The 12,481-nt window shown below is 72.4% G+C and carries 10 protein-coding genes and 1 riboswitch; of the genes, 2 read left to right on the top strand and 8 right to left on the bottom strand.

Going from position 1 to position 12,481, the window contains the following annotated elements; translation table 11 throughout:
* Window positions 1-48 precede the first annotated feature (48 nt).
* On the bottom strand, window positions 49-1,050 hold the full coding sequence (locus ABD340_RS17980) for a C40 family peptidase (protein ID WP_344590127.1): 1,002 nt from the start codon (window positions 1,048-1,050) through the stop codon (window positions 49-51).
* Window positions 1,051-1,056: 6 nt separating this feature from the next.
* A riboswitch (cyclic di-AMP (ydaO/yuaA leader) is annotated at window positions 1,057-1,199 on the bottom strand.
* A gap of 189 nt (window positions 1,200-1,388) precedes the next feature.
* Between ABD340_RS17980 and typA the strand changes: the two genes are divergently transcribed.
* Complete coding sequence (gene typA / locus ABD340_RS17975; RefSeq protein ID WP_344590126.1) at window positions 1,389-3,245, top strand: translational GTPase TypA; 1,857 nt, start codon at window positions 1,389-1,391, stop codon at window positions 3,243-3,245.
* Between the two features lie 75 nt (window positions 3,246-3,320).
* Here the strand turns inward: typA and ABD340_RS17970 are convergent, their stop codons facing one another.
* The gene (locus ABD340_RS17970; RefSeq protein ID WP_344590125.1) at window positions 3,321-3,821 is read right to left on the bottom strand and encodes an FHA domain-containing protein; all 501 of its coding nucleotides are present in this window, start codon (window positions 3,819-3,821) and stop codon (window positions 3,321-3,323) included.
* Between the two features lie 69 nt (window positions 3,822-3,890).
* Here ABD340_RS17970 and ABD340_RS17965 point away from each other — a divergent pair, with 69 nt between their 5' ends.
* Window positions 3,891-4,799: a hypothetical protein gene (locus tag ABD340_RS17965; protein ID WP_344590124.1), complete on the top strand. Its 909-nt coding sequence runs from the start codon at window positions 3,891-3,893 to the stop codon at window positions 4,797-4,799.
* Here the strand turns inward: ABD340_RS17965 and ABD340_RS17960 are convergent.
* From ABD340_RS17960 to ABD340_RS17935, 6 genes are all read right to left on the bottom strand, one after another.
* Entirely contained in the window at window positions 4,703-5,452 is a 750-nt protein-coding gene (locus tag ABD340_RS17960; protein WP_344590123.1) for a 4Fe-4S single cluster domain-containing protein, read from the bottom strand. The genes ABD340_RS17965 and ABD340_RS17960 overlap by 97 nt on opposite strands.
* Window positions 5,449-7,365 carry an AAA family ATPase gene (locus tag ABD340_RS17955; protein ID WP_344590122.1) on the bottom strand — a complete coding sequence of 639 codons (1,917 nt, stop codon included), beginning with the start codon at window positions 7,363-7,365 and terminating at the stop codon, window positions 5,449-5,451. Before ABD340_RS17955 ends, ABD340_RS17960 begins: the two co-directional genes overlap by 4 nt.
* A gap of 85 nt (window positions 7,366-7,450) precedes the next feature.
* Window positions 7,451-8,617: a response regulator receiver protein gene (locus ABD340_RS17950; protein WP_344590121.1), complete on the bottom strand. Its 1,167-nt coding sequence runs from the start codon at window positions 8,615-8,617 to the stop codon at window positions 7,451-7,453.
* A 151-nt stretch (window positions 8,618-8,768) separates the two neighbouring features.
* A complete protein-coding gene (locus ABD340_RS17945) occupies window positions 8,769-11,057 on the bottom strand; it encodes a protein kinase domain-containing protein (protein ID WP_344590120.1) in 2,289 nt (762 codons plus the stop codon).
* A 357-nt stretch (window positions 11,058-11,414) separates the two neighbouring features.
* Window positions 11,415-11,780, bottom strand: coding sequence for a DUF4282 domain-containing protein (locus ABD340_RS17940; protein ID WP_344590119.1), 366 nt, complete (start codon window positions 11,778-11,780; stop codon window positions 11,415-11,417).
* 207 nt (window positions 11,781-11,987) lie between these two features.
* Complete coding sequence (locus ABD340_RS17935) at window positions 11,988-12,473, bottom strand: hypothetical protein (protein WP_344590118.1); 486 nt, start codon at window positions 12,471-12,473, stop codon at window positions 11,988-11,990.
* Window positions 12,474-12,481 lie beyond the last annotated feature (8 nt).

Below are 12,481 nucleotides of genomic sequence, written 5' to 3'. Positions count from 1 at the left end.
GGCCGGCCGGCCGTCCTCGCCGGGGCCGTCGCCGGCCCCGGCGGGCGGTCACTCGATGCGGTTGGCGCCGGCGTAGTCGGAGCGGTCGGACAGCTTGGAGATCTTGACGACGTCGCCGGTCTGCGGGGCGTGCAGGTACTTGCCGTCGCTCAGGTAGATGCCCATGTGGTGCAGGTCACCGCCGAAGTAGACCAGGTCGCCGGACCTCAGCTCGCCCTTGCCCACCTTGCGGCCCTGGCCGAACAGGTCGCCGGTGTAGTGCGGAAGGCCGGGCTTGCCGACCTTGCCGTAGGCCCAGACGACCAGGCCCGAGCAGTCGAAGCTGCTCGGCCCCGCGGCGGCCCACACGTACGGGCTGCCGATCTTGCTCAGTGCCTTGCGGGCCATCTTGGCGGGCCGGCCGGAGCCCTTCACGGTCGCGCTCAGGCCCGTCCCGGGGTCCTTGGCGGTGGTGGTGGTCAGCTTGTCGAGTTGCCGGGTGACCTCGTCCACCTTGGCCTTGGCCGCCTCGCGGGCGCTCAGGGACCGGGCGGCGGCCCGCCGGACCTGCGCGGTCCTGGCCGCGGCGGCCTGCTGGGCGCGGACGGCGCCGTCGATCTGGGCCTGGAGGCGGTTGACGGCCGCGGCCCGGCTCTGGGCCAGGTAGGCGGAGGCCGACAGGCCGGTGGCGCCGCCGCCGGCGAACATCATGTCGGGGCCGCCGGTCATGTAGTCGGCGGCGGCGAGGCGGCCGAGTTCCTCGCGGGCGGGAGCGGCCTGGGCCTGGAGGGTGTCGGCGGCCTTGGCCGCGTCCAGCTCGGCCTGCTTGGCCTTGCCCAGCTCGACCCGGGACTTGTTGTAGCGCTCGGTCAGCTTCTCGGCCTCGGTGTTGAGGGCGTCCAGCCGCTTGCGCAGCTCGCTTTCGCCGGGCGCCGGTGCGGCGGCGTGCGCGGACGCCGGGGAGGCGGACGCGGCGGGGGAGGTGATGGGGAGGCCGACGCCGCACACGACGAGCGAGGCGGTGGTGAGGGCGGGCACGACGAGTCGACGTTTGGGGGGTGCCGGTGTCAAACCGGTGTCTCCTCTCCTTGGCCGCCTACCGGGTTAGCTGTCGGGTTCGGGCCAGGAGTCGCCCTACGGCGCGCACCAGGGAGTGTGCGCCGATTCACCCCGGGGGTCTGGGTCCCCGGTTCCCTCGCGGGATTCGGCGGTCCGGCCGTCGTCCCGGGGGGCGGGACTCCGAACGACCGGATCTGCAGGAGCGTACAAAATTGGGGCAAAATTAGCCAAATAGAGTATTTGTGACGGATCGGGCAAGGGGGTGGGGCGAGGGAGCCCCTACGGCCAAGTAGAATCAGGGGGTCGCACGTCTGCGGCGGACCCCACACTCTCACCCAAGGCGAGACCGCATGCCCATCTCCACGCGCGATGACCTCCGGAACGTCGCCATCGTCGCCCACGTCGACCACGGCAAGACGACGCTGGTCGACGCCATGCTCTGGCAGTCCGGGGCCTTCCGCGAGAACCAGGACGTGGACGACCGCGTCATGGACTCCAACGACCTGGAGCGTGAGAAGGGCATCACCATCCTGGCCAAGAACACCGCCGTCCGGCACGCCGGGATGACCATCAACATCATCGACACCCCGGGCCACGCCGACTTCGGCGGCGAGGTCGAACGCGGCCTGTCCATGGTCGACGGCGTCGTGCTGCTGGTGGACGCCAGCGAGGGCCCGCTCCCGCAGACCCGGTTCGTGCTGCGCAAGGCGCTGGGCGCGCGGCTCCCGGTGATCCTGGTGGTCAACAAGACCGACCGCCCGGACGCCCGGATCGACGAGGTCGTCGACGAGACCTACGAGCTGTTCATGGACCTCGACGCCGAAGAGGACCAGATCGACTTCCCGATCGTGTACGCCTCCGGCCGCGCCGGCCGGGCCTCCCTCACCAAGCCCGGCAACGCCGAGATGCCCGACAGCCCCGACCTGGAGCCGCTGTTCCAGGTCATCAAGGAGACCATCCCGGCGCCGTCCTACGACCCCGACGCCCCGCTCCAGGCGCACGTCACCAACCTGGACGCCTCCAGCTACCTGGGCCGGATCGCGCTGTGCCGGGTGCACTCGGGGATCATCAAGAAGGGCCAGCAGGTCGCCTGGTGCAAGCGCGACGGCAGCGTCGAGCGGGTCCGGGTCAGTGAGCTGATGATGACCGAGGCGCTCACCCGCAAGCCCGCCGACGAGGCCGGTCCCGGCGACATCATCGCGCTGGCCGGCATCCCGGAGATCATGATCGGCGAGACCCTGGCCGACCCCGACGACCCGCGCCCGCTGCCGCTGATCACGGTGGACGAGCCGGCCATCTCGATGACCATCGGCACCAACACCAGCCCGCTGGCCGGCCGGGAGAAGGGCACCAAGGTCACCGCCCGGCTGGTCAAGGACCGGCTGGAGCGCGAACTGGTCGGCAACGTCTCGGTCCGGGTGCTGCCGACCGAGCGTCCCGACGCCTGGGAGGTCCAGGGCCGCGGCGAGCTGGCGCTGGCCATCCTGGTCGAGAACATGCGCCGGGAGGGCTACGAGCTGACCGTCGGCAAGCCGCAGGTCGTCGCCAAGGACATCGACGGCAAGCGGCACGAGCCGGTCGAGCGGCTCACCGTCGACATCCCCGAGGAGCACCTGGGCGCGATCACCCAGCTCATGGCGGTCCGCAAGGGCCGCATGGAGCACATGACCAACCACGGCACCGGCTGGATCCGGATGGAGTTCCTGGTCCCGGCGCGCGGCCTGATCGGGTTCCGCACCGAGTTCCTCACCGAGACCCGCGGCACCGGCATGGCGCACCACGTCTTCGAGGGCTACGAGCCCTGGTTCGGCGAGCTGCGCACCCGGCCGTCCGGCTCGCTGGTCGCCGACCGCACCGGCGCCGCCACCGCCTACGCGATCATCAACCTGCAGGACCGCGGCACCTTCTTCGTCGGCCCGACCACCGAGGTCTACCAGGGCATGATCGTCGGGGAGAACTCCCGCGCCGACGAGATGGACGTCAACATCTGCAAGGAGAAGCAGAAGACCAACGTCCGCTCCTCCACGGCCGAGGCCACCGAGACGCTCACCCCGCCCCGCCTGCTGACCCTTGAGGAGGCGCTGGAGTTCGTCCGCGAGGACGAGTGCGTCGAGGTCACCCCGGCGGCCGTGCGGCTGCGCAAGGTCGTCCTGGACGCCAAGGAGCGCGAGCGCACCCGCGCCCGCGCCAAGCGCGCCGCCGGCTGAGCCGCCCGGCCGCGCGAAACGCCGAGGGCCGCCCCGGAGGATCGATCTCCGGAGCGGCCCTCGGCGTTTCGCGGCTCAGGTCAGCTGGACGGTGCCCGTCACGTCGGCGGCCAGGCGGAGCTGGTCGCCGTCGCGGAGCGGGGCCTCCACACCGCGCGGCAGGCGCTCGCCGTTGACGAACGTGCCGTTGGTGGAGCCCTCGTCCCGAACCCAGGCGGTGCCGGACGGGTCGAGCCACACCGTGGAGTGGCGGCGCGACACGTTGTCGTACTGCGTGAACGTGGCCGCCACCGGCGACTGGCCCGCGTCCCGGCCCAGCACCAGGTGCTGCCCGACCGAGACCTTGAGCTCGCCCGTGGGGAACTGCACCCGCAGCACCGGCGTGCCCTGCTGCGGAAGAGGCCGCAGGCAGGACTCGCACTGCGCGGCGGCCGGGTTGCTCAGCACCGCCTCGCAGTAGGGGCACATGTACGCCGTGCTGTCGGGGCCCGGCCGGTGCTGCTGGCCCTGCCCAGGCCCGCCCGGGGCGTCCGCCGGCAGCAGCGTCGCCTCACGGCCGTGCGGCGGAGGCGGCATAGGCGGCGCCTGTTGGGGCGGCGGCGGGTAAGCGTTGTCCGCAGGGCCGGGCGGCGGGGCGTACTGCTGGTGCGGCTGGTGCCCCTGCTGCTGCTCGGGAGCCTGCGGCTGCGGCGGGCCCCACTGGTCGGGAGACGGCGGCGCGGGGGCGCCCCACGGGTCCGGCTGCCCGCCAGGCCCCTGCCCCTGCTGGGGCGGCGGCGGGGCGTACTGCTGCTGCCCCTGGTGAGGCTGAGGCGGCTGATGCTGCTCGGCGGGCGGCTGCGGGGGCTGCGGCTCACCGTACTGAGGCTGCGGCGGCCCCCAACCCCCTTCAGCCCCCTGGCCTTGGCCCTGGCCCTGCTGGCCCTGCTGGCCCTGCTGGGGAGCGCCCCAGGGGTCGGGAGGCGGCGGGCCGGGCTGCTGCTGCGGCTCGCCGTACTGGGGCTGCGGCTCACCGTATTGAGGCTGTGGCTCACCGTATTGAGGCTGCGGCGGACCATACTGCGGCTGCGGCGGCCCGTACTGGTCCCCTGGAGGACCCTGCTGCCCGCCCTGCTGAGGCTGAGGAGGACCGGGCGGCATAGGAGGCCCAGGGGGGCCGGGCTGTTGCCCCTGCCCTTGCCCTTGCTGGCGCTGCTGGGCCTGCTGCGCATATGGAGAGTCTCCGAACGAGGGCTCTCCATACTGCTGATGCTGACCCTGCTGGTGCGGAGCCGGCTGCTGAGGCTGCTGCTGGCCCTGACCGTACGGGTCGTAGGACGGCTGCCCGTAGGGCTGCTGAGGGGCAGGAGGGGGTGGAACCCGCTGCGGCTGGCCGCCCCCGGCACGTGCCAGATTGGCCCCGCAGCTCAGGCAGAGCAGATCGCCCTGCTGGAAGGGCTCGTCACAAACCGGGCATTTCAAGGTCGCCATGACACATCCCCCGCTCGTACCCCAGCGCGCTCCAGCGTTGATGTGAGGTGCTCCATGTCACCCCTCCGCGGGATCCCGATGTAGTACACCCGCCTTCCCTCCGGCCCTTCGTCCACGGACACCTGCACTCGGGGCCCTGCGTCTTCTTTTTCCTTAACGGCGTCGGCGCCGGTCAAGGCCCCGTATCTCGCCTGCCCCAGCGGGGACAGCGGTACGACGCGCTGGTTGCCCGACCCCCTCCAGAGTAGAGAGCCACTCTGGGGGTGTCGCCCCCCCGGGTTCAGCCGATCGATGTACGGCCCCGTGATGACGGCGTCACATGACTCCAGGATCTCGCGCGCCTCCGGCGAACGCGAGAGCCGAGAGTAGACATATCCGCTGTAGACGAGAATGTCCAATGGAATCGTCTCATGCTGCGACTCCTCCCGCCACCTGCGGATACCCCGCACCAGCGCCGCCAGCGCCGCGGGCTGCTGGAACGGTTCCCCACCCGAGATCGTCACGCCCTCCACCGGCCCCGGCAGCGACGCCAGCCAGCCCAGGACGGCCTCCACCGGCACCTCCTTGCCCGGGTCGGCCTCCCAGGTGTCGCGGGACAGGCAGCCAGGGCAGTGCAGCGTGCAGCCCTGCGTCCAGATGCCCGCCCGCACGCCCGGGCCGAGTGTGGTCACCGGATAGTGCGCCTTGGCGAGCAGCAGCCCCGGTGCCCCGCCGCGGCCCGTCCCGTCCGCGGTCACTGGAGTTCCAGGTGGACGATGCTGCCCTCGCGCCGGATACCGGACACCGTGATCCGATCCTCGGGGGTCAGATCCCGGTCGAACAGCGCGCGGGCCAGCGGATTGACGAAGTACGACTCCAGCGCCATCCCGATGCCGCGGCCGCCCTTGTCCAGCTCCGTCGTGCACCATTCCCGCAGCTGCTGCAGGGCGTCCCCCTTCACCGCCAGTGACAGCCGGTGCTCCTCGGTCACCCGCCGGCAGATGTTGGCGAACTGCAGATCGAAGATCTTCCCGGCCGCCTCGTGGCCGATGAAGTCGAACACCACGATGTTGTCGCCGAACCGGTTCAGCAGCTCGGGACGGTTCAGCACCTCGGTGAAGTGATCGGCGACCGCGCCCTTGATCCGCGCCTCGACCTCGTCGTAGGACATCCCCGGCACGATGTTCTGGATCCGCGGCGCCGGCGGCGAGGCCACGTCCGAGCGCGCGGTGATGTCGCGGCCCTGCACGTACATCCCCAGATTCGAGGTGAAGATCAGGATCGACTCGGAGAAGTGCACCGTGTTGCCGCGCCCGTCGGTCAGCCGGCCGTCCTCCAGGATCTGCAGGAACTTGTCCAGGATCCGCGGATGCGCCTTCTCGATCTCGTCGAACAGGATCACCCGGAACGGGTCCTCCCGGACCGCGTTGGTCAGCTCGCCGCCCGCCTCGTGCCCGACGTACCCGGGCGGGGAGCCGATCAGCCGGTCGCCCGAGCCCTCCCCGGAGAACTCGCTCATGTCGAACCGCAGGTAGGCCGACTCGTCCCCGAACACCAGCTCGGTGATCGCCTTGGCCAGCTCGGTCTTGCCGGTGCCGGTCGGCCCGGCGAAGAACAGCACCCCGCGCGGCCGGCTGCCGGACCGGGTCGCCTGCGCGCCCGAAAGCCCCAGCACCGCGCGCTTGAGGATGTCGAGCGTCTTGGTCACCGCCTGCGGCTGCCCGATCACCCGCTCCGGGACCTTCCGCTCGCCCTCCAGCACCCGCCGCCGCAGATGGCCCCGGCTCCACGGGTTGTCCAGAACGCCCAGCTTGTAGGTGCGCACCGCGTCCGGCAGATCGGCCAGATCGACGTTGCGCTCCTTGGCCAGCCGGGTCACCTCGATCATCGACTGCAGGGTGAGCCCGTCGGCCTGCTCGGCGAACGCGTCGCAGGCCGCCGCCGCGATCTCGTCGTCGCCCACGTCGCTGACCCCGAACGCGCGGGCCAGCAGCCGCGCCGTCTCCTGCCGGTCGCCCAGATGCGGCCGCGGGATCGTGATCTCCCGCACGTTCTCGTTGTCGGCGGTCAGCCAGGGCGGCAGATCCCCCGGCCGCTCCACCAGCCACACGATCGGGTTGTACAGCGGCTTGGGCCGCGCACCCACCACCCGCACCGGCCGCGCGCTGCGCGACAACCTGGCGCAGAACCGGAAGAAATCGCGCTCGGCCGGCTCCATGTCGGTCGGGGTACGGGCGATCCGCGACGCCGAGTCGATCACGAACGCGGCGCGCAGATTCTCCGACGGCCGCGCCACCGCCGCCAGATGCCGGGTCAGCGCCTCCAGCGACGGCTTCTCGTCGGCCTTGCGCTTGCCCAGCAGCCGCTCCGCGGCCTGCGCCGCCTCCTCCGACAGCTCGTCGCCGGTGTCGGGGCACACCTGCAGGCCGTCCACCGGGTCGTACACGATCATGCAGGAGAAGCCGCTGGAGCGCAGCGACTCCCACAGCAGATCCCGCAGCGTCAGCAGCCGGCCCGGCCCACCGCCCTCCAGAGACGGCGCCAGGAAGCTGTCGTACAGATTCCCCGACAGCACGTACTGGGAATGCACCGACAGGGTCGCGTCCAGTTCCCGGATGAACGGCGGCCAGCCGGGCAGGCGCCCCCCGAGGGTCGGCGACTCGATGCTCACCTGCCCGCCCCCATCTGCGCCCCCGCGCCTTCGGCGGCGGTCGGCCGCTCACGGTACGACGGCCTGGCCCCGGCCTGGCTGGCAATCACTTCTCACGCTCCCGACGGCGTTCACGTTGTCCGGTCCGACTCCTAGTCTCCCCCGTCGCGGCCCCCCGCGACCGCTCGGTGACCGTTAGTTCACGCACGCCGGGGGCCAGCCGCCAGGTGACCGCGGACCGGATCCCCGCGCCCTCCAGCCGCGCCCGGGCCGTCTCGAACGCCTCGCACCACTCCTGTTCCCGCTCCACGTCCAGGCGCCGGTCGTCCTCGCCGCGCGCCGGCCGCGTCCGCACCATCGCCGCCCGGACGTGCGCGGCGTCGTCCACCCGCATCCGCACGCTGTGATCGGGCCACGACCCGCGCGACAGCACGACCTCGCCCGCCCCGGCCGTCAGCGTCTCGAAGCCCTCCTGGACCTCGTACCCCATCTCCTCGAACGCCGAGGTGATGGAGCTCAGGACGTACCGCCGCTCGGCCTCGGCCTGCTCGGCGGCGTCCCGCTCGGCGGCGCGGCGGCGCGCCTCGGCCCGCAGCTCCTCGGTACGGCGGTTGGCCGCCCGCACCCGCAGCCGGACCTCGGTGAGGGCGCCCTCGGCCTCCTCGATCGACCCCGCGCCCGCGAGCAGCCCGGCCGCCTCGGCGACCGACCCGCGGTGCTCCTCCGGCACGTCCGGCAGCAGCCTCGCCAGGACCCGCTCGAGCGTCCGCCGCGCGTCCTCGAGCCCCTGGTCCGCGGCGGCGTCCGCCGCGCCGGCCGGGGGCGTCCCGAGATCGGCGCGCAGCCCGGCCGGCCCGGCGGGACGCGCGAAGATCTCGGCCGCGACCTGCGCGGCGAGATGCTCCGACAGCGCGGCCTCCGCCTCGTCCAGGACCGCGTCGACCTCGGCGCACCACGCCGTCAGCGCCTCCACCGGCCGCTCGTCGGGACGCAGCGGCGCGGGCAGCAGGACCTCGGCGCCCAGCTCCTCCCGGGTCCCCGCCAGCGCCGCGATCCGGGCGTTGCGCTCCAGGACCTGGCGCAGCGCCTGATCCTGGGACTCGGCCGCGGCCAGCGCCTCCGCCCGCGCCTCGGCCCGTCCGGCGGCCAGCGCGGCCAACGCCTCCGCGCCCCGTCCCGCGAGCCCGGCCGTACGGCCGAGCGCCCGGTTCATCCCCAGGCTGAGGACGACCGCCGCGTCCAGCGCGATATCGGCCTCGACTCCGCTGCTCATCCTGCCTCCCCGTGGAGGGCGACCCCCCACACCCCCCGGCAAAAGCCCGCGCTCAAGCCCTCGCTCCGCTCGGTCATGCTGTTCAGCTCGTGGGGGGACGCCCCCCCACACCCCCTGGCAAGAACAGCGCTCAAGCCCTCGCTCCGCTCGGTCATGCCGCCCCTTCCCCATGCGGCCCGGCCTTGGCATGACCCTGCCGCCAGCGATGCAACCGCACGCCCGCGGCGACCGCGTGCGCGACCGGCCCGGCGACCAGCACCAGCCACCACAGCAGGCTCGCCACCGACGTCAACGCCGCCATCAGCAACAGAACGAGCAACAGCGGCACGGTGCCCGCGAGCAGCAGCAGCCCGCAGCCACGCCGCCCGGTCCGCTGGGCCGCCCCGGACATCGTCTGCGACGCCTTCGCCAACCCGCGCCCGCTCACCCCTAGAAAGCGTGACAGCCACGACCACGGCCCGTAGGGCAGATAGTCGTTTCCCTGCGCGCGCGCGAGCGCGACCTCACAGCCGCACTGCACCCCCCAGGCGAGGAAGGAGAACGCCACCAGGACGCCCAGAGGCACTCCAGACGTGCGCTGGAAGCCCCCGACAGAACTGGTGCCTTTCCCACCATCGCCGCCGAAAAGCGCCCCGACGACCCAGCTTCCTAGGAGCCACAACGCCAGCAGGGGCAGCGACCACGCCACGGCCCTCTGGACGGCCTTGCCCCTGCCTGCGAGGCGCTGCCGCTCCCGTTCGGCCCACCGCCGGTCCAGCTCCTGTGAACGCTCCTCGGTCGCGCGGCGATCCCGCGTCTGCGCCTCGGCCTCCAGAACGGCCACAGGCGCCGCCCTGGCCACGGCCAGCAGACGCAACGGGTCGTCGCCCGCGCCGTCCGCGATCCACTCGAACCAGGGGACCGGCTCGCTGACCCGCGCCCGCGCCCGGGCCGCCGCCTCGGCGATCCGCTGCCGCGCCTCCACGGGACGCGCCGCGAGCGCCAGCAGCGTCAGCAACACCTGCGCCTCGCCGCTCCCGGCATCCGGCAGCCGGGCCGCCAGCCGGGGCGGAGTCGCCTCCTGCTCCCGCAACCAGCCGGCGAGGTCGTTCCAGGCCGCCACATGGGCCCGCCACTGATCGTCGATCGGCGCCATATCCCCGCCCAGCACGGGCAGCAGCCGCCACTCCCACAACCCCTTGCCGAGCCTGCGGGCGACCTGATGATCGGGATGCGCGGGATCGTCCGCCAGAACCGCCAGCCCGGCCAGATCGTCGGCCGCGACCCGCCGGCCTAGAAAATGCGGGGGCAGCCCCGGATCGAGCCACCGCACCAGATGAAGCAGCTTCACATCGGCGGGCAGATCGGACGCGGCGAGCGGGCCGTCCATCAACCGGATCCGGGTGTCGTCCGGAATCCGCGCCAGCCACTCCCGCAGCGCCCGCCAGGCCTCCCCGGACTCGCCCCGCCCGAAGAAGTAGAGCGCGGCCTCGTCCCAGCGCTCCACCAGCGCCCGCGCCAGCTCGCCCCGGTCGTCGAAACGCCGCCCGGCGAACGGCACCCCCGCACCTTGCGCGCGCACCGGCTCCTTCGCGACCGCCGGAGCACCGCCGCCCAGCCACTCCGCCACCTGCTCACCGGCCCACCGCCGGCGCGGATCCCGGGTCAGCAGCCCCTGGCACAGCACCCGCACCCGCGGATCGGCCACGCCGTCCACCGGCACCGCCCGCGTCGCCAGATGGTCGACCACCGCCGTCTCGCTCAACCCCGGGAACGGCGCCCGGCCCGTGGCCAGCTCCCGGACGATCATCCCGAGCGACCACCAGTCACGCGCCGGCGATATCTGCCCCGACAGCGACTCGGGCGCGGCATAGGCCAGCGTCCGCGACGACGAGGCGAAGATCACGCTCTCGTCCAGAACCTTGCTCAACCCGAAATCCGCGATCGCCAGCCGCACCGGCTCCTCGCCGAGCACCAGCACGTTCTCCGGCTTCAGGTCACGGTGGACGATCCCGGCCCGGTGCAGGGCGGCCAACCCGTCGGAGAGCTGCGCCACGACCTGCTCCACGTCCAGCCGGGGGCTGCCCATCAGGCCCCGCAGATTCCCCCCGGCCGCGTACTCCGAGATCTCGTAATCGCGTCCCTCGGCCTCACCGGTCTCCAGGATCCGCAGCACATGCGGCGATCCGAGCGCCGGGAGCTTCGCCCACACGTCCCGGTCGGCGTGATAGCCCCGCCGGAACAGCTTCACGACGAACTCGCCGCCGGCCACGTCCCGTACCAGCAGCAGATCCGACTCGGCACCCTGGACGGGCAGTTCGGCCACCACCGCGAACCGCTCTGCGAGCACACCGGGAAGCCGCAGCAGCGGCTGCGCTGCCGCGTCACCGCCGTCCCGCCGGGTGGCCCCGGGCCCCGCCGCCGGCCGCGGCCCAGGGACGTACGGATCCCGATGGGTCACTCCAGGATCCCGCCGTGTCGCACGTGGCGGAGCGTCCTCTTCCGGCTCCTCGTCGAAGTCGCCCACCTGCATTGCCCCGTCTGTGTCGCGCGCGCCTGCCCGCGAGCCTAACGCGCCCCTCCAGGCTGTGTTCAAAGTCCCGGCCTACGGCGCTCGCCGCCAGCATCGCCCCACCGGCCAGGCTGTGTTTTTTTGCAACCCCGGCCCAGGCTGCTCGCCTGGCGGCTCGCACCCTGACCGTGTTTGGTGCGAGCGCGACATCGCTTCGCGATCTGGCCGGCGAGGCTTGCCTTCGGCATCGCCTCACCGGCCAGGTAGCGCGCTCACGCGGTACCTGAGGCCACTTCTAGTCAGGCCCTAGATCTTGTCCTTGATGGCCCGGAGGTGCTCCACCCCCTTGAACCGCACCACCACCGCCTCCATGAGGATCCGGACCATGAGCACCTCGAACAGCCAGACGAGCGGCGTGGCGACGGCCATGATGAGCCCCCAGGCCCAGAAGTCGTCCCAGGTCGCGATCCAGAGCCCGAGCCCCAGGACGACCAGGCACTGCAGGGTGATCAAAAGCAGCGCGATGACGTACCACAGCTTGATCAGCTTGGGGGTGACCAGGTAGTTGAAGTTCGCGTCGAACAACGCTCCGAACAGCCCCTTGTCGGTGCGCTCCGGAGGCGTCCATCCGTCCTGCTGCTGAGGCGGCACGTTCGGAGGAGGCGCCCCCATGGGCCCTGCGCCTTGCGGCGGCCCCGCGGGACGTGGCCCCGGAACGCGCCCGGGGTGCTGCTGAGGCGGCGGCCCGTACGGACCAGGTGCACGACCGGGCTCTGATGGGTTCGTCATCGCCGTCTCCTGCGCTAGAACGGGGCCGATGCCCAGACTCTAGGGCGTGACGCCTTCGGACACCCTCTCTGGAGCGGCGGTGTTGTGGGATCAAAGCCACGGGATGTTGATCGGACGGCGAAGCCAGCGCTCATGGAGCGATGGAGCCCCGAGTGAGGAGTCCTCTCTCAGCCGGCGGGTGTACGGGCGGAGCGCGGCGCCGCCGTCGGGCACCGTCCGCCGCCGGAATCGTCCGTCCAGCTGCGCGAGGAGCTCGGCCAGTGCGCCGACGGCCAGGACGGGACGGGAGGCCATGATCTCGTCGAGCGCGTCCCTCGATTCGAGGTCGTTGATGTACTCGTCGACGACGTAGCGGCCGTCCGGGGCCCATTCGTGCTCCATGCGGACGATCAACTGTTCCCACAGCCGGGCCCTGGAACGCACGGCGTAGATCGGTTCCGTGAGCAGCCGGGCGGTCTCCTCGGGGAGTCGTGAGCGTTCGAGCGCCAGCCGCTCCTCGTCCACCGCGGACACCTCGGCCAGCTGCTCGGCGGTCAGACCTTCCCAGGCCGTGTCCGTGGCCCGCGTCTCCCGCATCGGACGTG

This window comes from Actinomadura vinacea (assembly GCF_039532545.1).
Taxonomy (GTDB): Bacteria; Actinomycetota; Actinomycetes; order Streptosporangiales; family Streptosporangiaceae; genus Spirillospora; species Spirillospora vinacea.
The sequence above is the reverse complement of the archived record's forward strand: the minus strand, read 5'-3'. Positions and strand labels throughout refer to the sequence as shown.

Coding starts and splice junctions, on each gene's coding strand:
- typA (WP_344590126.1), top strand. CDS start 1,389: ATGCCCATCTCCACGCGCGATGACCTCCGGAACGTCGCCATCGTCGCC.
- ABD340_RS17970 (WP_344590125.1), bottom strand. CDS start 3,821: ATGCCGCCTCCGCCGCACGGCCGTGAGGCGACGCTGCTGCCGGCGGAC.
- ABD340_RS17950 (WP_344590121.1), bottom strand. CDS start 8,617: ATGAGCAGCGGAGTCGAGGCCGATATCGCGCTGGACGCGGCGGTCGTC.
- ABD340_RS17940 (WP_344590119.1), bottom strand. CDS start 11,780: ATGGGGGCGCCTCCTCCGAACGTGCCGCCTCAGCAGCAGGACGGATGG.
- ABD340_RS17935 (WP_344590118.1), bottom strand. CDS start 12,473: ATGCGGGAGACGCGGGCCACGGACACGGCCTGGGAAGGTCTGACCGCC.